At 65.2% G+C, this 23,861-nt stretch carries 20 protein-coding genes, 1 tRNA gene and 1 riboswitch; of the genes, 4 read left to right on the top strand and 17 right to left on the bottom strand.

What is annotated here, in order from left to right; translation table 11 throughout:
* Window positions 1-16: 16 nt before the first annotated feature.
* The 7 genes from B7G53_RS08700 to cysM form a co-directional block, all read right to left on the bottom strand.
* Window positions 17-997, bottom strand: a complete 981-nt coding sequence (locus tag B7G53_RS08700) for an ABC transporter substrate-binding protein (RefSeq protein ID WP_096666564.1) — start codon at window positions 995-997, stop codon at window positions 17-19.
* 1 nt (window position 998) lies between these two features.
* Window positions 999-1,775, bottom strand: a complete 777-nt coding sequence (locus tag B7G53_RS08695; protein WP_217992603.1) for an ABC transporter permease — start codon at window positions 1,773-1,775, stop codon at window positions 999-1,001.
* Window positions 1,769-2,533 carry an ABC transporter ATP-binding protein gene (locus B7G53_RS08690; RefSeq protein WP_096666561.1) on the bottom strand — a complete coding sequence of 255 codons (765 nt, stop codon included), beginning with the start codon at window positions 2,531-2,533 and terminating at the stop codon, window positions 1,769-1,771. Before B7G53_RS08690 ends, B7G53_RS08695 begins: the two co-directional genes overlap by 7 nt.
* Complete coding sequence (locus B7G53_RS08685) at window positions 2,523-3,977, bottom strand: acyl-CoA reductase (protein ID WP_176491316.1); 1,455 nt, start codon at window positions 3,975-3,977, stop codon at window positions 2,523-2,525. The genes B7G53_RS08690 and B7G53_RS08685 overlap by 11 nt, the downstream gene beginning before the upstream one ends.
* Window positions 3,974-5,053, bottom strand: a complete 1,080-nt coding sequence (locus B7G53_RS08680) for a LuxE/PaaK family acyltransferase (protein ID WP_096666558.1) — start codon at window positions 5,051-5,053, stop codon at window positions 3,974-3,976. Before B7G53_RS08680 ends, B7G53_RS08685 begins: the two co-directional genes overlap by 4 nt.
* A gap of 60 nt (window positions 5,054-5,113) precedes the next feature.
* A riboswitch (TPP riboswitch) is annotated at window positions 5,114-5,230 on the bottom strand.
* 41 nt (window positions 5,231-5,271) lie between these two features.
* A complete protein-coding gene (locus tag B7G53_RS08675; RefSeq protein ID WP_096666555.1) occupies window positions 5,272-5,802 on the bottom strand; it encodes an NUDIX domain-containing protein in 531 nt (176 codons plus the stop codon).
* Window positions 5,803-5,926: 124 nt separating this feature from the next.
* Window positions 5,927-6,829 carry a cysteine synthase CysM gene (gene cysM, locus B7G53_RS08670; protein WP_096666552.1) on the bottom strand — a complete coding sequence of 301 codons (903 nt, stop codon included), beginning with the start codon at window positions 6,827-6,829 and terminating at the stop codon, window positions 5,927-5,929.
* A gap of 40 nt (window positions 6,830-6,869) precedes the next feature.
* Here cysM and B7G53_RS08665 point away from each other — a divergent pair.
* From B7G53_RS08665 to B7G53_RS08655, 3 genes are all read left to right on the top strand, one after another.
* A tRNA-Leu gene (locus tag B7G53_RS08665) sits at window positions 6,870-6,954 on the top strand.
* A 292-nt stretch (window positions 6,955-7,246) separates the two neighbouring features.
* Window positions 7,247-8,545, top strand: coding sequence for an amidase (locus B7G53_RS08660; RefSeq protein ID WP_096666549.1), 1,299 nt, complete (start codon window positions 7,247-7,249; stop codon window positions 8,543-8,545).
* Between the two features lie 112 nt (window positions 8,546-8,657).
* The gene (locus tag B7G53_RS08655; protein WP_096666546.1) at window positions 8,658-9,722 is read left to right on the top strand and encodes a S1C family serine protease; all 1,065 of its coding nucleotides are present in this window, start codon (window positions 8,658-8,660) and stop codon (window positions 9,720-9,722) included.
* Between the two features lie 67 nt (window positions 9,723-9,789).
* Here B7G53_RS08655 and B7G53_RS23325 read toward each other — a convergent pair whose 3' ends face one another.
* Complete coding sequence (locus tag B7G53_RS23325; protein WP_096666543.1) at window positions 9,790-11,430, bottom strand: methyl-accepting chemotaxis protein; 1,641 nt, start codon at window positions 11,428-11,430, stop codon at window positions 9,790-9,792.
* Between the two features lie 167 nt (window positions 11,431-11,597).
* On the bottom strand, window positions 11,598-12,533 hold the full coding sequence (locus tag B7G53_RS08645) for an SDR family oxidoreductase (RefSeq protein WP_096666541.1): 936 nt from the start codon (window positions 12,531-12,533) through the stop codon (window positions 11,598-11,600).
* A 65-nt stretch (window positions 12,534-12,598) separates the two neighbouring features.
* On the opposite strand from B7G53_RS08645, the gene B7G53_RS08640 reads away from it, so the two are divergent.
* Window positions 12,599-13,642 (top strand): CDP-6-deoxy-delta-3,4-glucoseen reductase, encoded by a 1,044-nt coding sequence (locus B7G53_RS08640; protein WP_096666538.1) that lies wholly within the window; start codon window positions 12,599-12,601, stop codon window positions 13,640-13,642.
* Between the two features lie 597 nt (window positions 13,643-14,239).
* Here B7G53_RS08640 and B7G53_RS08635 read toward each other — a convergent pair.
* The 8 genes from B7G53_RS08635 to B7G53_RS08600 form a co-directional block, all read right to left on the bottom strand.
* Window positions 14,240-15,232 carry a Bug family tripartite tricarboxylate transporter substrate binding protein gene (locus B7G53_RS08635; protein WP_096666536.1) on the bottom strand — a complete coding sequence of 331 codons (993 nt, stop codon included), beginning with the start codon at window positions 15,230-15,232 and terminating at the stop codon, window positions 14,240-14,242.
* Window positions 15,233-15,472: 240 nt separating this feature from the next.
* Complete coding sequence (locus B7G53_RS08630) at window positions 15,473-16,201, bottom strand: ABC transporter ATP-binding protein (RefSeq protein ID WP_096666787.1); 729 nt, start codon at window positions 16,199-16,201, stop codon at window positions 15,473-15,475.
* A 14-nt stretch (window positions 16,202-16,215) separates the two neighbouring features.
* The gene (locus B7G53_RS08625) at window positions 16,216-16,983 is read right to left on the bottom strand and encodes an ABC transporter ATP-binding protein (protein WP_096666533.1); all 768 of its coding nucleotides are present in this window, start codon (window positions 16,981-16,983) and stop codon (window positions 16,216-16,218) included.
* Between the two features lie 10 nt (window positions 16,984-16,993).
* A complete protein-coding gene (locus tag B7G53_RS08620) occupies window positions 16,994-18,082 on the bottom strand; it encodes an ABC transporter permease subunit (RefSeq protein ID WP_096666530.1) in 1,089 nt (362 codons plus the stop codon).
* Window positions 18,083-18,092: 10 nt separating this feature from the next.
* Window positions 18,093-19,022: a branched-chain amino acid ABC transporter permease gene (locus B7G53_RS08615; RefSeq protein ID WP_096666527.1), complete on the bottom strand. Its 930-nt coding sequence runs from the start codon at window positions 19,020-19,022 to the stop codon at window positions 18,093-18,095.
* A gap of 264 nt (window positions 19,023-19,286) precedes the next feature.
* Window positions 19,287-20,627 carry a replication-associated recombination protein A gene (locus B7G53_RS08610; protein ID WP_096666525.1) on the bottom strand — a complete coding sequence of 447 codons (1,341 nt, stop codon included), beginning with the start codon at window positions 20,625-20,627 and terminating at the stop codon, window positions 19,287-19,289.
* Between the two features lie 19 nt (window positions 20,628-20,646).
* Window positions 20,647-21,291 carry an outer membrane lipoprotein chaperone LolA gene (lolA, locus tag B7G53_RS08605; RefSeq protein ID WP_441338979.1) on the bottom strand — a complete coding sequence of 215 codons (645 nt, stop codon included), beginning with the start codon at window positions 21,289-21,291 and terminating at the stop codon, window positions 20,647-20,649.
* 173 nt (window positions 21,292-21,464) lie between these two features.
* On the bottom strand, window positions 21,465-23,810 hold the full coding sequence (locus B7G53_RS08600) for a DNA translocase FtsK (protein ID WP_096666518.1): 2,346 nt from the start codon (window positions 23,808-23,810) through the stop codon (window positions 21,465-21,467).
* Window positions 23,811-23,861: the final 51 nt, after the last annotated feature.

The following is a 23,861-nucleotide window of genomic DNA, read 5'->3' as shown; positions in this document are numbered from 1 at the left end:
CACTCCTTCTTACTTCTTACTTTGCCGGCAGCAGGTCCTGCATGACCACGTCCGAGGCCTTGATCTCGCGCTGGATCATGCCGAGTTTTTTGTAGCTGTCGGCGGCTTTCTGGAACATGGCCATGTCGAGCGCGCCCAGGCCGCGCGCCTGCGTGACGGCTGAAACGCTGGCGGCGTTGCGCAGGTTGATGATCTCGCGGTTCATCGCCGGGTTCTTGCCGTCGATGGCGCGTTTGACGGCCAGCGCGGCGGCTTCGTCCGGGTTGGCCATCATCCAGGCCATGCTGTCGCGGTAGCCGGCGAGAAAGCGCTTGAGCACGTCCTTCTTCGTCTGGTAAGTGGCTTCGGTCACCACAAACAGGTCGCTGGAAATGTTCAGGTGGTCGCGCACCGCCATCACGTTGACATCGGCCAAGCCTTTCGAGCGGCCGACCAGCAGGCCGGTGTCGGTCGCAGCGGTCGCATCGACCTGGCCCTGCATCAGCGGCGCGAAGTTGAGCAGGCCGGTGACGACGATGGTCACGTCGGCCTCGGTCAGCCCGGCCTGCTGCAGCAGCACCAGCAGGTTTTGCCGGGTGCCGCTGGACAGGCTGTAGACGCCGATCTTCTTGCCCTTGAGGTCAGACGGCCGGGTGATGCCGCTGGATTTGAGCGCGACCACGTTGAAGACGTTCTGCGGGTAGATGTCGTAGATCGCACGCAGCTTTTCGCCCTTGTCGAGCGCGGCGAAGAAGGAACCGGGGTCGGTGAAAGCCACCGTGGCCTGGCCGGTCAGCATGTTGCGGATCGCGTCGCCGCCGCCCGCGCCCGGCACGTAGCCGAGCTCGATGCCGCGCGCCTTGAAGAAACCTTTGTCCTCCTCGACCAGCAGGTTGGTGATCTCGGTGATGGGCTGGCTCCAGCCGGCCACCACCACCTTGTCGGCGGCGTGGGCCAGGCCAGCGGTCAGGAGCAGGGCAGCGGCGAGGGTACGAAGAAGAGAGGTGAAGGGGTACATGTCAGTCCTTTGAGTTTTCTTTTAAATGCGGCCAGAGCAGCAGGCGTTCCAGGCCAATCGCCAATTGATACATCACCAGGCCCAGCACGGTGATCAAGAGCAGCACGGCGAACATCAGCGGCGTGTCCATCATGGCCTGCGAGGCGATGATCAGCGCGCCCAGGCCCTTGCTGCCGCCTATGAACTCGCCGACCACCGCGCCGACCAGCGCCAGCACCACCGCCACGCGAAAACCGGCCATGACGACCGGCAGGCCCGAGGGAATCTTCAGGCGCAGCAGGGTCTGCATCGGCGTGGCGCCCAGCATGCGGAACAGCTCGAGCTTGCGCGGCTCGACCTGCTGCAGGCCGGTCAGCGTGTTTTCCATCAGCGGAAAAAAGCAGATCAGCGCGGTGATCACCACTGTTGATGTCATGCCGAAGCCGAACCAGACAATGAACAGCGGCGCCAGCGCCAGCTTGGGCACGACCTGGCTGACCAGCACGTACGGAAACAGCACGCGGCGCAGAAAGGCCGACTCGCCCAGCACGAAGCCACCCAGAAAACCAGCGGCGCAGCCGAGCGCCAGTCCCAGGACCAGCTCGGTCCCGGTGTGCAGCAGGTGCGGCCAGAAGTAGCCGCTGCGCAGCCCGCTCCACAGCGCCGCCCCGATCACCGAGGGCGCGGGCAGCACCAGCGCCGAGACATGCGCGCCACGCGCCAGCGCCTCCCAGCCGAGCACGATGGCCACGAACAGGCCCAGGCTTGCAAACCGTCCCAGCATCACACGGCTCAGCATGTGTCCCCTCCGTCCATGGCGCGCCGCACCTGCGCACACACCGCGTTGAAAGGGGCGCCGTAACGCAGCTCGCGCCCGCGCGGCCAGGGCAGGTCCACCGCCAGGTCGTCGGTGATTTTTCCGTCGGCCATCACGGCCACGCGATCGGCCAGGTAGACCGCTTCGCTGATGTCGTGCGTGACAAAAAACACCGTGGTCTGTGCGAGGCGGCAGATGCGCAGAAAGTCGTCCTGCAGTTCCTCGCGCGTGATCGCGTCCAGCGCCGCAAACGGCTCGTCGAGCAGCAGCAGCGAAGGCGCCAGCAGCAAGGCGCGCGCAATCGCGACGCGGCTCTGTTGCCCGCCCGACAGCTCGGTCGGGAAACGCCGGCCCAGGCCGGACAGGCCCATCAGCGCCAGCAGTTCGTCGGCACGCGTGCGATCCGCCGGCAGCGGCTTGCGCTGCAAGGCGACCGGCAGCAGCACGTTGTCGAGCACGGTTTTCCATTCGAGCAGGGTCGGCGCCTGGAACACAAAGCCGAGCTGGCGGCCCGGCTTGCCAAAGGCCTGGCCATCGACGGTGACCGTACCGGCGTCGGGCAGCAGCAGGCCGGCCGCGAGTTTGAGCAGCGTGGTCTTGCCGCAGCCGCTGCGGCCGACCAGGCTGTGCACCTCACCGCGCGCGATCTGCCAGTCGACCTGGTTCACCACCTGCGGGTAGGCCGGGAAGCTGTAGCTGACCCCGCGCATGTCGAGAAAAGCCTGCGTATCAGTCGACATACGGCGCCAGTATGTCGGCTGCGGCTTCGGCCGAGCTGTCGATGTCCACCATCTGCACCAGGTCGAGCAGGCTGAAGCGCCCGTCGTGGTGCCAGCCGGCTTCGGGCGACGTCATCTGGCCGAGCGCGCAGATGCGCGTGACGCCGGCGCGGCCGAGCTGCTCGGCGAGTCCGAACAATTCGCGCGGTGCGGCCGCCACGCCGACCGTCTGCAAGAAGGCGCGGTGCGGGCCCAGGAGCGGGATCACGTCGGCCAGCAGATCGACCGCCACCACACGCACCGTGCGGTTCAGGGCGCCGGGCGCCAGCGGCTGCAGGCTGGGGTGGTAAACCACGGTCCAGTCGCCCTCGCCTGCCACCTGCGGCCCGCCGGGCGACAGGCTGTGGATTTCCTCGGCCTGGCGCCATGCAGCGAGATCGGCCGCTTCGCCCAGGCTCAGCGTGCGCCGCGGGTATTTCTTTTCGAGGGCGGACAGTTCATGCGCGAGGTAGCGTGAAAACTCGTCCGGGCTGATTTTTCCACCGCGTGCCACATAAAACACATGCGGCGAATAACAGCCTTGCTGGTCGTACCGCACCACGTCGTAGGCCGCCTGCTGAGCCGCCCGCGACGCCTTGCGCGCATCGAGCGCGGACGCGGCCACCAGGCCGAAACTGAGCTTGTGGCCAAAGGGCAGGAAACGCGTGGTGACCGGCACCTGGCGCCGCACATCGGCCAGCGCCGCGTTGCTGCCGTAGGCCAACACCAGGTCGGCGTGGCCGAAGAACACTTTCTCCTGCGCCTCGTCGCCGCCCTTCCACCAGACCACGGCCAGGCAGTCGGCCAGACCCGGATCGATCTCGACCAGCAGCTGCGCGAACCAGCCGGCCAGCAGCGGCTCGGCGCTGGCCACCTTGCCGACCGTGCCGGACTTGACCAGCAAGCCGGAAATCAGGCTCCACAGGCACAGGCCGGGCACATTGCCGGCCCAGACATGCACCGCCACATCGGGACCGAAGGCCTTGGAGAAGCCGCCCTTGGGACGCGGCACAAAGTCGTCGAGCAGTTGCGGGTTGCCAAAGTCTTCAGCCAGAAAACGCAGCAGTTGCGGCTTGCGGAAGGTCTTGAGGTAACCCGTCAAGCCCAGGCGTACCATCTCCGCGTCGTAACCGGTCACCCGCGGCAACACGCTGTCGGCCTTGCGCCGCCACGGGTCCTGGGGGTCCAGCAGGCGGTGGATGGCGCGGTCTATGGTGTCCACGATCTGCGCCACCGTCAGCGATTTGAGGTAGCTGCGGCTGGCGTTGCGCACGCGCTGCGTGAGCGCGATGATTTGCGCTTCGGTCAGCACCGGCACGGCCACCTCGACGCGGCCGCCCGTGCTCTCGAAGGCCAACGTCTGCCACGCGAGCTCATCGGCGCGCAGGCCCGGCAGGTAGCCGGCGGTTTCGCGCAGCAGCCTCATGCCGCGGCCGCCTGCAAAAATTCCTCGACCGCCAGCGAGCAGCCCTTGGCCGCGCTGCCCTGCGCGCGGCCCAGCAGCAAGAAGCCGCCGTCCACCGCCACACCCACGTCTTCGGTCAGGATGGTGGTCACCGAGTTGAAGTTCGCCAGGTCGCAATGCGCGAGGATGCCCTGCTGACCGCGCGGCAATTCCTCACCACTGAGCGGCTCGACCACGCGGCTGCGGATCCAGTGCGGGCCCGACTTGACCGAGGGCAGGGTCGCATTGCCGTCGTCGTAGAACTGCGTGCTGAGTTCGGTCATGCCGTACATGTTGATGCACTGGCGGGTGGGGATGCCCAGCGTGGCCGAGAGCTGGGCATAAAAGTCCTGCATCGACAACTCGCGCGACTGGCCCTTGAAGCCGCCGGTGTCCAGCACGCGGCTGCCGGCCGGCAGGGCGAATGTTCTGCCCAGGCGCTGCAGTTCGTCGAGCAGGTGCACAAAGCTGTAACTCGCGCCCAGCAGCGCATACGGCTCGCCGGTCTGCTGCGCGCGCTCGAGTTCGGCAATCAGGCGCACCGTGTCCAGGCCCTGCTGCGTCAGCAGGTAGTGGCTGGCTTCGGTGCCGAACTCGCGCAGGGCCAGCGCGAGGTAATGCGCCAGCGAGGAATTCGGCAGCAGCGTCTCGTCCGGAAACAACATGCCCATGCGGATGCGGCCGCTGCCGGCCATGAAGCGTTCGCGGAAATTGCGGATCATGGACGCGTCGTACACGGCCAGCGTGGGGTGGTGGTGCTTGCCCTTGACCTCGGCCTGCGTGGTGCCGCTGGTCATGAAGGTGCGCTCGGCTTCGCTGGCGGGAATGCAGCTCAGGGTCAGGGCCTTGAAGGCGCTGATGGGCACGGCGGGAATGTCGCGCCAGCTCTTGACGGTGCGCAGGGTTTTGCCGCGCTGCTGGCAAAAGCGCTGGAACGGCAGGTTGTGCTGGAACTGGTGCGCAAACAGCGCGAGCGCCTGCCGGTCGAAGGCCTCGTCGGACGGGTGGGTGTCGGCCAGGAAGGCCAGCAGATCAGCAATCAACGCCGGTGGAGCCATGGGTCACGCTTTCGGTTGCTCTGTTGAACAAGTGCTCCGAAAGATGTGGCAGTCCCGCACCGGGTTGCTGACAGCTCTCCTTACGTCGGTATGAACCGATTCAAGTTCGCGGGTTTGGTTCTGACCATCTCAGCCACCCCTGCCGTTTCCAGCAGGGCTGCACCCCGGAGCAAGGGAAATTCTAGCGGAATGCGTCCCGCCTGGCCAAACCGCGGGAATCAGTCGCGCTTGGCCCACTCCACAAACTCCGGCTCGAAACCCCTGGACTTCAAAAAATCGGCCAGGGCGTAACCGGTGCCGGCCGGCCAGCACTTCACATCTTCATGGGCATACAGCCGGTAATCGACCAACTCGGGAGAGAGTTTGACTTCGCCATGGCCGACGGCGCTGTAGGCAATGATGATCTGGTTCATGCGCTGGAAGTCGTAGACGCCGATCAGTTGGAGGTCGGTCACGTCGAGGTTGGTTTCTTCCTTGATCTCACGGGTGATGCCGCCTTCGGGCGTTTCGCCGGCTTCCATGAAGCCGGTGATCAGCGCGTACATCTTGCCGGACCAGGCGGCGTTGCGCGCCAGCAGGATCTTGCCCTGGTGCTCGATGATCGCGGCCAGCACCGGCACCGGGTTGTTCCAGTGGGTGTAGTCGCAGGCCGGGCAGCGCAGGCGTGCGGTCTCGCCGCTGTCTTCCAGCTGGGAAATCATCGCCAGCGGGGTGGCGCAACTGGGGCAAAACTTGAATTCCTGGCTCATGACATGCAAACCTTTTTGCTTCTTTTTTGATAGCTACCTGCACCCGTGGAACAAGGGCGGCAGCCCACTTTTTATATACAAACCCTGGCCAAACCGTTCGCCCTGAGCCTGAACGGCAGGGACATCAGGCCGGAAACACACCAGTCGACAGATACCGGTCGCCGCGGTCGCAGACGATGAACACGATCACCGCGTTCTCCACGGTTTTGGCAATCTCCTGCGCCACCCAGCAGGCGCCGGCGGCCGAGATGCCGGCGAAGATGCCCTCTTCGCGCGCCAAGCGGCGGCACATGTCTTCGGCGTCAAGCTGGCTCACCAGCACGGTCTCGTCGATGTGGCTGGGGTCGTAAATTTTCGGCATGTAGGCCTCGGGCCACTTGCGGATGCCGGGAATGCGCGAGCCCTCGCTGGGCTGCGCGCCGATGATCTTGATCGCCGGGTTTTTCTCTTTCAGGAAACGCGACACGCCGGTGATGGTGCCGGTGGTGCCCATAGCGCTGACAAAATGCGTGATTTTCCCGTGCGTATCGGCCCAGATCTCGGGACCGGTGGTCTCGTAGTGGATGCGCGGGTTGTCCTGGTTGGCAAACTGGTCCAGCACGCGGCCCTTGCCGTCTTTGGCCATCTGGTCGGCCAGGTCGCGCGCGTGCTCCATGCCGCCGCTTTTGGGCGTGAGGATCAGCTCGGCGCCGAAAGCCTTCATGGTTTGCGCGCGTTCAATCGACAGATCCTCCGGCATGATCAGCACCATGCGGTAACCCTTGATGGCCGCGGCCATGGCCAGCGCAATGCCGGTGTTGCCGGAGGTGGCCTCGATCAGCGTGTCGCCGGGCCGGATCTCGCCGCGCTCCTCGGCGCGCTTGATCATGGACAGCGCGGGCCGGTCTTTCACCGAGCCGGCGGGGTTGTTGCCTTCGAGTTTGCCGAGGACCACGTTGTGGCGTTGGGTGTTGGCTTGGGACTGGATACGTTGCAGTGCCACCAGGGGTGTTTTGCCAATGGCGTCTTCGATGGTCGGATAATTCATACCCTGCACTGTGCCATAATTTACCTCTTTGCTTCTTCCTGCCCGGGTGGTGAAATTGGTAGACGCAGGGGACTCAAAATCCCCCGCCGAAAGGCGTGCCGGTTCGATTCCGGCCCCGGGCACCACCTCTTGTGAACACCAGTCGCTTGGTTCTCCCGAACCGGCCCGCCTTTGGGCGATAGTGACAAAGCGCACTTCGTACGCGGGTTCGATTCCGGCCCCGCGCACCCCCTCTTGTGAACACCAGTCGCTTGGTTCTCCCGAACCGGCCCGCCTCTGGGCGATAGTGACAAAGCGCACTTCGTTCGCGGGTTCGATTCCGGCCCCGCGCACCAGATACAGGCCCTTCCAGTTTGGGAGGGGCCTTTTTTGTGGGCGTTGCCCGCAAAAAGCGCAGAAGCACGGATACTGGCGGGCATGACTTCCTCCCGCGCCACCACCCCCCTGCACCAACTCGACGCCTGGCAAGCCGCCAGCCTGCTCGCACGCCGCGAACTCCAGGCCGTGGACCTGGTCCGCGCCTGCCTGGACCGCATTGCCGAACGCGAGCCGCAGCTGCAGGCGTTTGTGCAGCTGGGCGCCGATGCCGCGCTGGCGACGGCCCGCGAACTCGACGCCGGGCCGGTGCGCGGCCTGCTGCACGGCCTGCCGTTTGGCGTGAAGGACTTGTTCGACACCTGTGACCTGCCCACCGCTTACGGATCACCCATTTATGCCGGCCAGCAGCCGCTGGCCGATGCGGCGGCCGTGGCGCTGTGCCGGGAGGCCGGCGCGGTGCTGCTCGGAAAAACCGTGACCACCGAGCTGGCCAACATGTTCCCCGGCGTCACGCGCAACCCGCACCACACCGAGCACACGCCGGGCGGCTCGTCGAGCGGTTCGGCCGCCGCCGTGGCCGACGCCATGCTGCCGCTGGCGCTGGGCACACAAACGGCCGGTTCGCTGATTCGGCCGGCGGCGTTTTGCGGCGTGGTCGGCTACAAGCCCAGCCACAACCGCGTGCCCCGGGCCGGCGTCAAAAGCCTGTCGGAAACGCTGGACACGGTGGGCGGCTTTGCGCGCAGCGTGCGCGACGTGGCGCTGCTCGGCGCGGTGCTGACCGGCGATACGCGGCTGGCCGACCCCGCCGCGTTTGCACAAACAGCCGCACCGCGCATCGGCTTTTGCCGCACACCCGAGTGGGCCCAGGCCGATGAGGACACCCAGCAGGCCTGGGCCCAGGCCGAAGCAGCGCTGGCCGGCCACGGCGCGCCGCTGGCGCTGCCGCCCGAGCTGGCCGGCCTGGTTGCCGTGCAGAAAGAGGTGCAGGCGTTCGAGACCGCGCGCTCCCTGAGCGATGAACGCCTGCGGCATCGCGACCAGCTCAGTGCGCCCCTGCAGGCACTGATTGCGGCTGGCCTGGCCATCGCGGGTGACACCCACGCGCACAACCTGCGGGTAACGGCGCAGGCGCGGCACCAGGCGCAGGCCTTGTTCGGATCACACGACGTGTTGCTGGCCCCCAGCAGCATCGGCGAGGCCCCGGCCGGGCTGGACGGCACGGGTGACCCGCTGTTTTGCCGGACCTGGACCCTGCTGGGCCTGCCCTGCGTGCACCTGCCTTTTGCCCGGGGCCGCCGCGGGCTGCCCGTGGGCCTGCAGCTGGTGGGCGCCCCTGGCGACGACCACCGTCTGCTGGCGGCCGCGCACTGGGTGCATGCGCGCCTGAGCTGGTAAGCCCCTTGCAGCCAGGCGCGGGTGCCGGGTGACTTGACCCTGCGCAATGCCACGGCATTGAATCAGGCGCATTCTTGAATCGCAGTGTTTTCTGCGGCTTCGGGAGTCCGTCATGTGCTCACTTCGTCGTTGGACCCTGCCCTTCGGGGCGGCTGTCCTGCTGGCGGCCCTGCCCGCCTTGGCGACCACCGTCCAGCCGCCGACCGCCCAGGAAATGATTGCAGCGCTGGCCAGGGCCAACGCCTCGGTGGTCGGCGTGCGTGCCTTGGTGGACGAGGAGGCGCGGTCGGCCGAGACCCTGGGCCAACTCCGCCGCGGCTCCGGGGTGGTGATTGCGCCGGATGGCCTGATCCTGACCATTGGCTACCTGATGCTGGAGGCCGAACAGATTGAAATCGTCACGCAGGACAACAAGACCCTGCCGGCAAGCGCCGTGGCCTACGACCTGGCGACCGGTTTCGGCCTGCTGCGGCCCGTGCTGCCCCTGCGCGCCGGCAGCAGCAACAGCAGCGTCAGTGTCGCGGTGCTGGGCAGCAGCCTGACCCTGCAAGCCGGCGAGGCGCTGATGGCCGTGACCGGTCCGCAGACCAGCGACGACGGCGAGATCAGCATGATACGGCTGGTCAGCAAACGTCCATTTTCCGGCACCTGGGAATACCACATCGACATGGCCCTGTTCACCAGCCCGCCCCTGCTGGGCAACGGCGCCAATCACAGCGGCGCGCCGCTGTTCAACCAGAAAGGGGAACTGGTGGGCATAGGCTCGCTGCTGGTGGCGGACGCCAGCGGACAAAACCGGCCCCTGCCCGGCAACATGTTTGTGCCGGTGGACCTGCTGCGCCCCATCCTGGCTGAAATGCAGCGTTCCGGCACCAGCGCCCAAAGCCACCGGCCCTGGTTGGGCCTGAGCTCGATTGACCAGGGCGGACGCATCCAGATCGTGCGCGTCAGCAAGGACAGCCCGGCCGAGCTGGCCGGTCTGGAAGCCGGCGACGTGGTGCTGGCGGTGGACGGCATCAAGGTCGCGACGCTGGCCGACTTCTACAAAAAACTCTGGGACCGGGCCGCACCCGATGCGGAAGTGGCCCTGACGGTGCTGCAGGGTGCCGACGTCAAGACCATTGTGCTGAAGGCGCAGGACCGCCTGCAGACCCTGAAAAAACCTTCCGGCATCTGAGGCTTCAGGTCAAATCGGCCCTCAGCCCTTGACAGACAAGCGCCACCAGCTCCTGATTTTGTAGCATCTAAGGTGCGACGGCAGTCAGCAGCGGCCGGCCGTGGGTGCTCGCCCGGAGCTCCAGCGCAGCCATGGGACCCGGCCCCGGACCCGATGCCGGCTCGTCGTCCAGCTTGAATTCGTCCACCGCCGTCTGCAACTGCAGGGTCTGCTCGGCCAGCGATGCGGCGGCAGTGGCGGCCTGCTCCACCAGCGCCGCGTTTTGCTGGGTCGCCTGGTCCATCTGCACCATGGCCTGGTTCACATGTTCGATGCCCTTGCTCTGCTCGACCGAGGCCGCCGAAATCTGCTCGAGCAGGCTGCTGACGCGCCTGACGGCCTGCACGATGTCCTGCATGGTCCGGCCCGCCTGCCCGACCAGCTCGGAGCCGTTCTCCACATGCGCCACGGAGTCGGCAATCAGGGCCTTGATCTCGCGTGCCGCGCCGGCACTGCGTTGGGCCAGGCCGCGCACCTCGCTGGCCACGACCGCAAAGCCGCGGCCCTGCTCGCCGGCACGCGCGGCTTCCACCGCGGCGTTGAGCGCCAGGATGTTGGTCTGGAAGGCGATGCCCTCGATGACCGCGATGATGTCCACAATCTTCCTGGAGCTGCCGCTGATGGCGGCCATGGTGTCCACCACCTGGACCACCACCTCGCCACCGCGTGCGGCAATGTCCGAGGCACTGGCCGCGAGCCCGCTGGCCGTGCTGGCATGCCCGGCATTCAGCCTGACCGTGGCGGTCAGCTCCTCCATGCTGGAGACGGTCTCCTCCAGCGAGGCAGCCTGCTCTTCCGTGCGGCGCGACAGGTCGGCGTTGCCGGCCGCGATGTCCCGGGACGCCAGGGTGATCGAATCGGTCGAGGCCTTGATGCGGCTGACCAGATCGGTCAGGGTGTCCTCCATGCCGCCCAGGGCGCCCAGCAGGCGGCCGAAATCACCGCCACGTTCGGTGGCAAACTCCTGGCTGAGGTCGCCCGATGCCACGGTTTCGGCAATGTAGATCGCCTCATTGAGCGGCTGCGCAATGCTGCGCGCCAGCCGCCAGCCCACGATGCCGCTTGCCAGCAAGGCGGCCAGCCCGAGCGCCAGCATCCAGCGGCGCGCCGCGGCCATGTCGCTTTCAACAACCTGTCCGCGCGCCCGGACCTGGCGCGTCTGCAGTTCGGCCAACGCCAGCAGCTCCTGCTGCAGCCGGTCCAGCGTCTGCCGGGCTTCGCCGCCCCAGCTGCGGAGGGCCGCCTCGCGTTCGCCCGCCTCCAGTTGCCGGGTGACATTGACCAGGGCCAGCGCATGGGCGGCGCGCGTGCTGCGAATGTCCGCCAGCCGGGCTTTTTCTTCTGCCGGCGGGCTGCCTTGGTCCAGCGCAGCCAGCGCTTCTGCCACGGCTTTGTCGCCGGCCGCCAGTTGCTGCCGCAGCACCGCCGCCTGCGCGGCATCACCGGCCAGGAAGAGCTCCAGCGTACGTCGTGCGTTCGCCTGGGTCGCGGCGCTGGCCGTCGCCGTCGCCCCGGCGCGGGACCAGTCGTGGTCGGTGATGTCGCGGCTGGCCGCGCCGACGCCGGCCAGGCCGCCCAGCCCCACCGCCACCAGGGCGCCCGTCATCAGCAGGACCAGGCCGAAGCCCGCCCCCAGCCGCGTGCTGATTTTCCAGTTGTCGATTTGCATGTGTGTCGCCTCCTGCGGGCCGCTTCCGTCTCAAAACGCGGGAGAGGCCAGACCCATGCACGGTAGCAAGAAAGGTCGGGCAGGATAGCGCTGAAAAGCGCGCAAAACAGGGCCCTATTCACTGTAATGAAAATGACCTCCCGCCCTTGCCCGGCCGGCGCAGAAAGCTACTCTTTTTGTAGCATCAAACCCTGTGCCACCGTGGGGTAACACAGGTGCAGCCTCAGCTCCTGCTTCAGGCGCGTGTTGTCGAGCCGGCGCGACTCGCTCATGAAACTCAGCAGCATCAGAGGCAACTCGTCCTGCGCGGTGCTGCGTGCCACCCGCGGCGGGCGCGGCAGGCTGTACAGGTCGGCCGCGAGGTCAAAGTAGTCGCCCATCTTCAGCTCGGTGTCGTCGCTGGCATTGGTGGTGCGCTGCGGTTTGCCGCGCCACAGGGCCGCCACGCAGGCGCGTGCCAGGTCGTCGGCATGGATGTGGTTGGTGAACACGTCGTCGGCGGGCGCCAGCACCGGCGTGCCCTTGAGCAGGCGGCCGTGCGGCGTGCCGCCCTCGCGATCGGGGGCGTAAATGCCCGGAATGCGCAGCGTGTGCACGCGCACACCGCTGGAACGGCCAAAAAAGCGCAGTTGCGACTCGGCATCAACGCGGCGCCAGGCGCGCGGCGTGTGCGGGTTCACGGGGCGGGTTTCGCTGGCCCATTCGCCCTGGCAATCGCCGTACACGCCGCTGGTCGAGCCGTACACCACCGCTTGCGGCAGGCCGCGCAGGCGCAAAACGCGCAGCAGGGCCAGCGTGCGCGGGTCGCGGCGCCAGTCGGGCAGGTTCTCGCCGGGTGGCGGGGCCAGGTGGACCACGCGGGTGGCCAGCCCGGCCAGCCGCCGCAGGGTCGCGGGCTGGTCCAGGTTGCCGGCCAGCGGCGTGATGTGCCGGGCGCGCAGTTCAGGGCGGCGCTCGGGCGACGAGGTCAGGGCCAGCAGGCGCACACGCGGCGCCAGCTGGCGTGCGACACGCAGGCCGACGTCGCCGCAGCCGATGATCAGAATACGCTGGCGGCGAAAGCGCGAAGGCAGGGCGCCGAGGGGACTTTGGTTTGAGGGCAAAATTGGGGAATCTGCTGAAAACAGCCAGAGTTATAAAAACAGGATTACGTCAGAGGATAACCAGTATGACTTTCAACGTCACCGTGCTGCCCAGCGGCCGCTCGTTCACCGCCAACCCCGACGAAGCGCTGCTGGCCGCGGCCATCCGCCAGGGCATCGGCATGCCCTACGGCTGCAAGGACGGCGCCTGCGGTTCCTGCAAGTGCAAAAAGATCGAAGGCACGGTGGTGCACGGCCCGCACCAGCTCAAGGCACTGTCGCACGAGGAAGAAGCCGCGGGGTTCATCCTGACCTGCTGCGGCGTGGCGCAGACCGACGTGGTGCTGGAGTCGCGCCAGGTGACCGACGAAAGCGCCTTCCCGATCAAGAAAATGCCGGCCCGCGTGAGCAGCCTGGCGCGCGCCTCGCACGACGTGATCGTGATCCGCCTGCAACTGCCGGCCAGCGATGTGTTCAAGTACCACGCCGGCCAGTACGTGGAGTTTTTGCTGCGCGACGGCGACCGCCGCAGCTACTCCATGGCCAATGCGCCGCACACGCAGCTGGACAACCCGGGCATCGAACTGCACATCCGCCACATGCCGGGCGGCAAATTCACCGAGCAGGTGTTCGGCACCATGAAGGAAAAAGACATCCTGCGCATTGAAGGGCCTTACGGCAGCTTCTTCCTGCGCGAAGACAGCGACAAACCCATGGTGCTGCTGGCCTCGGGCACGGGCTTTGCGCCCATCAAGGCGCTGATCGAACACATGCAGTTCAAGGGCATCACCCGGCCCGCGGTGCTGTACTGGGGTGGCCGCCGCCCGGCCGACCTGTACATGAACGACTGGGTGATGGCCAAGGTCGCAGAAATGCCCAACCTGACGTATGTGCCGGTGATCTCCAACGCGCTGCCGGAAGACAACTGGACGGGCCGCACCGGTTTCGTGCACAAGTCGGTGCTGGAAGACTTCCCCGACCTCTCGGGCCACCAGGTCTATGCCTGCGGGGCGCCTATCGTGGTGGACTCGGCCCGCGCCGACTACAGCGCGATCGGCGGCCTGCCGCCGGAAGAGTTTTTTGCGGACTCGTTTACTACTGAGGCGGACAAGGCCAAAGCGCTGGCCTGAATTTTTCCGCCGCTGGCGTCACGCTCCGTTAGTGGTCGGCATGGGGGCAGTAGGAGCAACTCCCCACTCCCTCCCCCCGCCCCTCGCCCCGCTGGGCGATGGCGGGGGACTTCATGTGGCCGCGTGTGCTGCGCTCGCGTGCAAACATGACGGCTGCTTGACTCCGCCATGACGCGCTGCGCGCGTCATGGCTCCCCGCATTCGGTGTTTGGTATTTGTCTTTGTTCCCCCACCCGTCGGGCTGGGCCGAGGAGCACAGCCGAAAGTGGATCAGGGCGAGCGATTGTCTGAGCCGAAGGCGAGTTCGAGCTCGACCCCACTTTAGGCGAGCACCGGAGGTTGCCCCGAAGCGCAGCGCAGGGGACCCAGACCATCGGGTCGCCTTTTCTTTTGCTTACTTTTCTTTTGGCCGTGGCGACGCAAAAGAAAAGTGAGTTGCCGCCGGGCAACCCCCGGCTTATTGGAAGACCCTCCAACTCGCAAGCTTGAACAGGCTTCGACAGGTTCAGCCCGAACGGCGCATGGAAACGCTATTAATTCAATAGCTTCTTGCGCCCGTGGAATAAGGGCCAGAGCCTCAAACGCCTCTCAATAAAATCAATCCACTCGCGCCCCGGAAGCCTTCACCACCTTCTCATACTTGGCCAGCTCGCTTTTCATGAAAGCGCCAAACTGTTCCGGTGAGCTCGCCACGGGCTCGGCCAGCAGCGCGGCAAAGCGGGTTTTGGCTTCCGGCGAGTTGAGGGCAGCCACAAAAGCCTGGTTCAGTTTGACGACCACGTCTTTCGGTGTGGCGGCCGGGGCCACCAGGCCCCACCAGGTGTCGATGGCAAAACCCTTCAGCGTTTCGGCCACGGCCGGCACCTCGGGCAGCGCGGCACTGCGCTTTTCGGTGGTCACGGCCAGCGCCTTGAGTTTGCCGGCCTTGATGTTGGCGGAGGCGGTTGCCAAGTTGTCGAAATTGAAATCGACCTGGCCGCTGAGCAGCGCGAGCTGCGCCGGGTTGCCGCCGTTGTAGGGAATGTGCAGCGCAAAAATGCCGGCTTCCTTCTTGAACATCTCGCCGGCCAGGTGGCCCGCACTGCCGTTGCCGCCGCTGGCGTAGTTGAGTTTGCCCGGGTTGGCTTTGGCGTAGGCGATCAGGTCCGCCAGTGTGTGGATGTTCAGGCGTTTGGCGGTGTCGGCGTTCATCACCAGCACGTTCGGCACGCGCAGCATCTGCGTGATGGGCGCAAAGTCGGTGGCGGCGTTGTACGGCATCTTGCTGTAAAGCCACGGATTGATGGCGTGGGTGGCCACGGCGGCAATGCCGATGGTCAGACCGTCGGGCGCGGCTTTGGCCACCACATCGGCGCCGATGTTGCCGCCGCCACCGGGACGGTTTTCAATGATCACGGTGCCCAGGGTGTCCTTGACGCGCTCGGCCATGAGGCGCGCGGTCACGTCGATCGGGCCGCCGGGGGCATAGGGCACGATGATGCGCATGACCTTGGGTTGCGCCACGGCGAGAGGGGACGACAGGGCCAGCACGGCGATGGCGGCCGCGGCCAGCGCGCGGGCTGCGAAAGAAGGGAGGCATGATGTTTTCATGGCCCCGATTGTGGCAAAACCGGGAACCGGGGTCACCGTGGCATTCCCTAGCTCATGCGCCAGGGCCCATGCGGGTCATTGAAGCGCCGCAGCCCGTTCGCCCGGAGCCTGCCGAAGGATCGCCACAGTTCAAACAGGCGTTGACAGGTCAGCCCGAAGGGTTGGCATCAGATCGCGCTATGAATTAAATAGCTGCTTGCGCCCACCGCACAAGGGCCAGGCGCACAAAACCCTGAAGAATCACTCCCCCAGGTAAGCCGCCCTCACCCGCGGATCGTCCAGCAAGGCCTTCGCCTCGCCATTCATCGTGACCAGGCCCGACTCCATGACATAACCGCGGTCGGCAATGCCCAGGGCCCGGCTGGCGTTCTGTTCGACCAGCAGCACGGTGACGCCCTGCGCCGACACGTCCCTGACGACTTCAAAAATCTTGTCGACCATGATGGGACTCAGGCCCATGGACGGTTCGTCGAGCAGCAAGACGCGGGGACGGCTCATGAGCGCACGCCCCATGGCCAGCATCTGCTGTTCGCCGCCGGACATGGTGCCGGCGAGCTGGTCCTTGCGTTCGCGCAGGCGCGGGAACAGCGTAAACATCTTTTCCATGTCAGCAGCGATTTCGGCCTTGTCGTTGCGGATGTAGGCGCCCATCTGCAGGTTTTCCGTGATGGTCATGCGGGTGAACACGCCGCGGCCTTCCGGCACCATGGCCAGGCCTTCCTTGACCAGGTCCCAGGCGCCCTGGCCCTTGATGCTTTTGCCCAGGTATTCGATGTCGCCGTCGAGCAGCGGCTGCGTGCCGGTGATGGCTTTCATGGTGGTGGTCTTGCCGGCGCCGTTGGAGCCGATCAGCGTGACCAGTTCACCCTCCTTGACTTCGAAATCGACGCCCTTGACCGCCTGGATGCCGCCGTAGGCCACTTTGAGGCCGGTGACTTTGAGCAGGGTGGTATGACTTGTGGTGGCCATGTTCTTGATTTCCTTCAATGACCGGTGCCCAGATAGGCGGTGATCACTTTTTCATTTTTCTGCACCTCGGAGGGCGGGCCTTCGGCAATCTGCTTGCCGTAGTCGAGCACGGTGACGCGGTCGCACAGGCCCATGACGAGCTTGACATCGTGCTCGATCAGCAGGATGGTGCGGTTGTCCTTGCGGATCTGGTCGATCAGCTCGCGCAGCTGCACCTTCTCGGTGGCGTTCATGCCGGCGGCAGGTTCGTCCAGGGCAATCAGCTGCGGGTCGGTCGCGAGGGCCCGCGCGATCTCGAGGCGGCGCTGGTCGCCGTAGCTCAGCGTGCGCGCCTTGTAGTCGGCGTATTTGCCGATGCCCACATAGTCGAGCAGCTCCTGCGCGCGTTTGGAGATGGCCGCTTCCTCGGCCTTGAAACCCGGCGTGCGAAACACCGCGCCGATCAGGCCCGATTTGGTGCGGATGTGGCGCCCCACCATGACGTTTTCCAGCGCCGTCATGTCGGCAAACAGGCGGATGTTCTGGAAGGTGCGCGCAATGCCGGCCTTGGCCACTTCGTGCACGGCCGACGGCTTGTAGGGCTTGCCGGCCAGCTCGAAGGTGCCGCTGTCGGGCGTATACAGCCCGGTCAGCACATTGAAGAAGGTGGTTTTGCCGGCGCCGTTGGGGCCGATCAGGCCGTAGACCTGGCCGCGTTCGATGTGGATGCCGACATCGCTGAGGGCCTGCAGGCCGCCAAAACGTTTGGAGACGCCGGAGACTTTGAGAATGGTTTCGCTCATGGCCTTGCCCTTATTTTCCGCTGCCGGTGTTGACCAGCGATTTGCCGTGGTCGGGCGCCGGCCACAGGCCGCGCGGCCTGGACAGCATGATGGTGATCATGGCCAGCGCAATCAGCAGCTGGCGCAGGATGGCGGAGTCGAGGCGGCCGCCCGTCATGGCCTGCAGCGGACCGGCCACGTGGCGCAGCACTTCCGGCAGCGCGGCCAGCAGCAACGCGCCGAGAATGACACCCGGCAGGTGGCCGATGCCGCCGAGCACCACCATGGCCACAATCATGACCGACTCCATCAGGCTGAAGGACTCAGGCGAGACAAAACCCTGGAAGGCGGCAAACATGGAGCCGGACACGCCGCCAAAGGTCGCACCCATGCCGAAGGCCAGCAGCTTGAGGTTGCGGGTGTTGATGCCCATGGCCTTGGCCGCGATCTCGTCTTCGCGAATCGCCATCCAGGCGCGGCCGATGCGCGAGTTCTCCAGCCGGTGGCAGATGACCACCGACACGATGACCAGCACCAGAAAGAGGTAGTAGTACATCGACACCGAGGTGAACTCGATGCCGAAGAAGTCATGCGTCTTGCCCAGGTCGAACCCGAAGAACTTCATCGAGTCGATCTGGCTGATGCCCTTGGGCCCGTTGGTCAGGTTGATGGGACGGTCCAGGTTGTTCAGGAACACGCGGATGATTTCGCCAAAACCCAGCGTGACGATGGCCAGGTAGTCGCCACGCAGCTTCAGCGTGGGGGCGCCCAGCAGCACGCCGAAAAGACCGGCGAGGGCCGCCGCCATCGGAATGACGGCCCAGATCGGCAGGTGCAGGCCATTTGGGAAATTGGCAGCTATGAAGGGAAAGGCATCGGCCAAATGCGGCGAAGCGAGCAAGGCATACAAATAGGCACCCACCGCAAAGAAAGCCACGTAGCCGAGGTCCAGCAGGCCGGCGTAACCCACCACGATGTTCAGGCCCAGGGCCAGCAGGACATAGAGCAGGGCCATGTCGACAATGCGCACCCAGGCGTTGCCGCCCTGCTGCAGCAACAAGGGCAGCACCAGCAGGGCCGCCGCGACGATGAGAAAAGTGACGATTTTTTTGGTTTTCATCGAGGTTCTCCTAGGCCCTGTCCGCCACACGTTCCCCGAGCAGCCCTGAAGGCCGCAGCGTGAGCACAAAAATAAGCACGATAAAGGCGAAGATGTCCGAGTACTGGCTGCCCAGCACGCCACCGGTCAGCGGGCCAATGTAGCCGGCGCCAATGGCTTCGATCAGCCCCAGCAGAATGCCGCCCAGCACCGCACCGCCGAGGTTGCCGATGCCGCCGAACACCGCGGCGGTGAAGGCCTTGAGGCCGGGCAGAAAGCCCATGGTGTGCTGCACCGTGCCGTAGTTGGACGCGTACATCACGCCGGCCAGCGCCGCGAGCACGGCGCCGATGATGAAGGTCGCCGAGATGACGGTGTCGGGTTTGACGCCCATCAAGGCGGCCACACGCGGGTTCTCGGCGGTGGCGCGCATCGCCCGGCCCAGCCGCGTGTAGTTGACCAGGTACATCAGGATGGACAGCGAGACGGCGGTGGCAGCCAGGATGAAGATTTGCGTGACGGTGATCACGGCGCCGCCGATTTGCAGCGGCTCGGATGGCAGCAGGGTCGGGTAAGGCTTGTAATTGGGCTTCCAGATGATCATGGCCAGGGTCTGCAGCAGAATGGACATGCCGATGGCGGTGATCAGGGGTGCCAGCTTGGGCGAGTTACGCAGCGGCCGGTAGGCGATTTTTTCAATCGCAAAATTGAGCGCACCGCACACCACGAAGGCGATCAGCAGCGAGATCACCAGGATGATCCAGCCCGGCGTGCCCGGCATGGCCTCCTGCATCCAGACGATGATGGTCCAGCTGGTCAGCGCCCCCACCATCAGCACCTCGCCGTGCGCGAAGTTGATCAGGTTGATGATGCCGTACACCATGGTGTAGCCCAGGGCGACCAGGGCATACATGCTGCCCAGCACCAGCCCGTTGATGATCTGCTGAAGCAAAACTTCCATAACTCAGTCTCCGATTGGTTGAAATTGTCAACTCCGCCTGGCGGCCACGAACCTCCTGGGATCACCATGAGGCCGTGTGAGTTAACAAAAAGCCCGCCTATCAACACCAGATGACAACTGGATTGGGTGGCGAGCTAATCCGCAAATTGTAGCCATGCGTCTCTAGCGAGAAACGGGCCAGCAAGCCGGTTTTCGCGGGGTTTACCCTCGAGATAGCGTATTTATCGAACCGAATCAGGCTTTATCAGCAGGTTTTGTTTTCCATTAGTTTTTCTGCTTGTTCATCAACTTCAGCTCATTCAACTTATCACCAATCCTGATCTCCAGACCCCGGTTCACCGGACGGTAAAACACCGGCACCGGCATGCCGTCGGGGAAGTAGCTTTCGCCGGCGGCAAAGCCGCCCTCCTCGTCATGGGCATACCGGTAGTTCTTGCCGTAATCGAGCTCTTTCATGAGCTGGGTCGGCGCATTGCGAAGGTGCAGCGGCACCGGCCGGCTGCCGTCCTTTTTCACCAGTGCCCTGGCCTCGTTGAAGGCCTTGTACACCGCATTGGACTTGGGGGCGATGGCCAGGTAGACCACACATTCAGCCAGCGCCAGCTCGCCCTCGGGCGAACCCAGGCGCTCGTAGACCTCGGCGGCGTCGAGCGCCAGCCGCAACGCACGCGGGTCAGCCAGGCCGATGTCCTCGCTGGCCATGCGGATCAGGCGCCGCGCCATGTATTTGGGCTCGGCACCGCCGTCGAGCATGCGCACCAGCCAGTACAGCGCAGCGTCCGGGTCGGAGCCGCGCACCGACTTGTGCAGCGCCGAGACCGTGTCATAGAACTGCTCGCCGCCCTTGTCGTAGCGGCGCATGCGCTCGCCCAGCACCTTGAGCAGCCAGGCCGCCGTGACCTCCAGACTGCCGCCCTTTTTTTCGCGCTGGGCCGCCACATTGAGCGACTCCAGCGTATTGAGCAGCCGCCGGGCATCGCCGTCGGCATAGGCCACGAGCTGGTCGGCAGCCTCGGCAGCTATGTTTTTGATAGCTGGCAGCGCTTTCTCGGCAAGGACCCTGGCGATGATTTGCCTGAGATCCTCCTCGCCCAGGGGCTGCAGCACATACACCGCCGCGCGTGACAGCAAGGCCGAATTGACTTCAAACGAGGGGTTTTCGGTGGTCGCGCCGATGAAGGTGAACAGGCCGCTTTCCACATGCGGCAGGAACGCATCCTGCTGGCTCTTGTTGAAGCGGTGCACCTCGTCGACAAACACGATGGTGCGTTTGCCGCCCTGGCCCTGCCAGATGCTGGCCTGCTCGACCGCTTCACGGATTTCCTTGACACCGCCCAGCACGGCCGAGATGGTGATGAAGTGAGCGTCGAAACTGCTGGCCATCAAGCGTGCGATCGTGGTTTTACCGACGCCGGGCGGGCCCCACAGGATGCAGCTGTGGGGCTGGCCCGACTCAAAGGCAATGCGCAGCGGCATGTCCTCGCCGAGCAGGTGCTGCTGGCCAATCACCTCACCGAGGTTTTTCGGGCGCAGGCGCTCGGCCAGCGGGGCCGCCGCCCGGACATCGGCATCCTGCCCGAAAGGGGTCCCGTCAAGAGCGGCCATGTATCCTCTTCTGTTTGTCCTATTGGCGAATCACGTCCGCGCCGGCCGGTGGCTTGAACTGGAAACCGGCGGCACCCAGGGCCGGGTTGACCTCGAACTGGCTGAAGGTCATGACCGAACGCTGGCCGAAGCTGTCGAGGATTTCCAGCACGGCCAGCTCGCTGCCCTTGCCGGTGTTCCTGAAACCGACGGTGATGTTTTGCACCTGGCCGTCCTTGGTCCTGGGTGTGGCCTGCACCCACTCCAGGCCGTTTCTGTCGGGCTGCGGTACCAGGGTGAAATCGGCCTGCAAGGCCTTGATGTCTGCCGCCGCCGCGATCACGGCCGCGGGCGTGCCGCTGAGCACCTGCGTGAGCTTGCGGGCCGTGACCTGGTTCAGGTCCACGTCGTGCAGCCACAGGGTCTGGCCGTCGGACACGATGCTTTGCTCAAACGGTTTTTTGTAGACAAACTTGAAGCGGTTGGGGCGCAAAAATTCGAAGCTGCCACTGGAGGTTTTTGTCTTGGCGGTCTGCCCTTCGCGTGCCGGGCTGGTCACCACCTGGGTGAACACGGCCCGTCCGCTTTTGGTGTTCTTGACAAAGGCCTCCAGGCTTTCCAGGCCGTTGGTAGTGCTCACCTGCGCACTGGCAGCAATGGCAAAAACGGCAAAGAGGCCGGCCAATGTGGCCCGGCATGCGCTGGCCAAGGGACGGCGGGCGGGGGCGGAAAATCGGAGGGAATGGGTCATGGCAAATAGAGGGGTAAGCCCCGTTGGGTGAACAGTGCTTGTGGGACTCAAGCGGCGGGCATTGGTTGCCTGAACAATGTATCGCCCCGGTAAATCCCCTGCTGTCGTCATTCGGCGCGTGCGGGCACCAGAATTTCGCGCTGTCCGCTGCCCGACATGGCGCTGATCATGCCCGATTTCTCCATCTCTTCAAGCATGCGGGCAGCCCGGTTGTAACCGATCTTGAGGTGGCGCTGCACCAGTGAAATCGACGCCTTGCGGTTTTTCAGCACGATCTCGACCGCCTGGTCGTACATCGGGTCCTTGTCGCCCTCGCTGCCGCCGTTGCCATCCCCCAGCAGGTCACCCTCGCCGTCCACCGTGCCGCCTTCGAGCACGCCGTCAATGTAGTTGGGTTGGCCCTGCTGCTTCAGGTAGGCGACGACGCGGTGCACCTCGTCGTCGCTGACAAAGGCGCCGTGTACACGGACCGGAAAACCGGTGCCACTCGGCATGTACAGCATGTCGCCCATGCCCAGCAGCGCCTCGGCGCCCATCTGGTCAAGAATGGTGCGGCTGTCGATCTTGCTACTGACCTGGAAGGACAGGCGCGTCGGGATGTTGGCCTTGATCAGGCCGGTGATCACGTCCACGCTGGGGCGCTGGGTGGCCAGCACCAGGTGGATGCCGGCGGCGCGCGCCTTTTGCGCCAGGCGGGCGATCAGCTCCTCGATCTTCTTGCCGACCACCATCATCAGGTCGGCCAGCTCGTCGATCACGACCACGATGTAGGGCAGGCGCTCCAGTGGCTCGGGCTGCTCCGGCGTCAGGCTGAAGGGGTTGTAGATGAACTCGCCACGCGCCTTGGCGTCGTCGATCTTGACGTTGTAGCCGGCCAGGTTGCGCACCCCCATCTTGCTCATCAGCTTGTAGCGCTTTTCCATCTCGGCCACACACCAGTTCAGGCCGTGCGCGGCCTGGCGCATGTCGGTGACCACGGGGGCCAGCAGATGCGGAATGCCTTCGTAGACACTCATCTCCAGCATCTTCGGGTCGATCAGCAGCAGGCGCACATCGCGCGCATCGGCCTTGTAAAGCAGGCTCAGGATCATCGCGTTGATACCCACCGACTTGCCGGAGCCGGTGGTACCGGCCACCAGGCAGTGCGGCATCTTGGCGAGGTCGGCCACCACCGGCGCACCACTGATGTCCTTGCCCAGGCCAATGGTCAGCATGGACTTGGCCTCGTTGTACACCTGCGAGCCCAGGATTTCGCTGAGCTTGATGGACTGGCGTTTGGCGTTGGGCAGTTCCAGCGCCATGTAGTTTTTGCCGGGAATGGTCTCGATCACGCGGATGGACACCAGGCTGAGCGCGCGCGCCAGATCCTTGGCCAGGTTGACAATCTGCGCGCCCTTGACGCCGGTGGCCGGTTCGATCTCGTAGCGCGTGATGACCGGACCGGGCGCGGCCGCCACGACACGCACCTCGACGCCGAAGTCCTTGAGTTTTTTCTCGATCAGCCGCGACGTCATCTCCAGCGTTTCGGGCGCCACGGTTTCCTGACGTATCAGCGCGCCGTCCAGCAGGTCCACCTGCGGCAGCTTGGAGTCGGGCATTTCACTGAACAGCGGTTTTTGCCGCTCCTTGGCCACCCGCTCGCTTTTGGGAATTTCGGCCAGTGTCGGCTCGATCAGCACGGGGACCGGATGATGTTCCTCGATCTCGATGCGTTCTTCATGCAGGATTTCCTCGCGCTCGCGGGCTGCGACGCGGCCCACGGCCAGATCCTCGGCCATCTCGCGTTTTTCGCGGCGCGACTCGATCAGCTCGTCAATCCAGGCGCCTATGCGCTGGGCCGTGTGGGCCCAGGAAAAAGAAAACACCACCGACACCGCAATCACGCCGACAGCAATCCAGACCAGGCCGGAGCCGGTAAACCCCAGCCACTTCACGCTGGCGGGGCCCGCCAGGTGCCCCAGCACCCCGCCCGCATGGCCGGGCAGCCTGAATTCAAAGCGGTACAGCCGCGACCATTCGAGCGCCGTGCTGGCCAGCAGCAGCAAGGCCAGGCAGGACCAGAATTTGACCCGGTCAACCGCCGTGCTGGAAGCGGGCTGGCTGCGCAGGCCACGCGCCAGCGAACCCAGCCAGGCACGAACACCTGCAGCCAGCGCCCACCAGACGGAAAAACCAAACAGGAAATAGCTGGCATCGGCCAGGTGTGCGCCCAGGCGCCCGCCCCAATTGCGGGTGATGGCTTCGCCGGCCTTGAGCGCGCTGGCCGCTTCGCTGCTGCCGGTGGTGGACCAGGCCGCGTCCTGCGGCGAATAGCTGAGCAGGGCGCCGAGCCAGAAGACCAGCGCGAGCAGGCCCAGGATCAGGCTGACTTCATGCGCAAAGCGTTTCACGCCGCCTGCGGGACCGGTGGCGGAAGAGGTTCTGGAGTTCAGGGTATCAAGCGAATAAGTCATAGGGCAAGCACTGAGCTTACCTCAGTTAACCAGGCCTGCATGACGCAAAAA

It is taken from the genome of Polaromonas sp. AET17H-212 (assembly GCF_002379085.1).
GTDB lineage: Bacteria > Pseudomonadota > Gammaproteobacteria > Burkholderiales > Burkholderiaceae_C > Polaromonas.
This window is presented reverse-complemented; position numbering and strand designations above follow the sequence as displayed.